Annotated in this window: 1 pseudogene; it reads left to right on the plus strand. The window is 36.5% G+C overall.

Annotation, left to right across the window (positions count from 1 at the left end):
• Positions 1–85: 85 nt before the first annotated feature.
• A pseudogene (locus tag LD028_RS08920) lies at positions 86–277 on the plus strand (FtsK/SpoIIIE domain-containing protein); the annotation flags it as partial.

Below are 277 nucleotides of genomic sequence, written 5' to 3' on the forward strand. Positions count from 1 at the left end.
TGTTCCTTTATTACCATGTATGTTCAAGCTATCGGGAATATGCTTGATGATTGGGATAATATCTCTTTTTTAAGGTGGTGTTTTTATGCTTGAATTGGCGATTATCCCTGTGTTGACTGGGGCAGCTGCCTTGTATTTAGGAATGAAAAACATTGATAAAGATGAAAAAACAATACAGAAGGTGTTTAAAAACTTGAAGATAGGCGCGTACGAAAAAAATGAGTTTTCTTATCCTAAATTGATTGCGACAGAAAAGAAGCCAGACCGCACACGCTAT

Source organism: Anoxybacillus sp. LAT27 (assembly GCF_022030075.1).
Classification (GTDB): Bacteria; Bacillota; Bacilli; order Bacillales; family Anoxybacillaceae; genus Anoxybacillus; species Anoxybacillus kestanbolensis.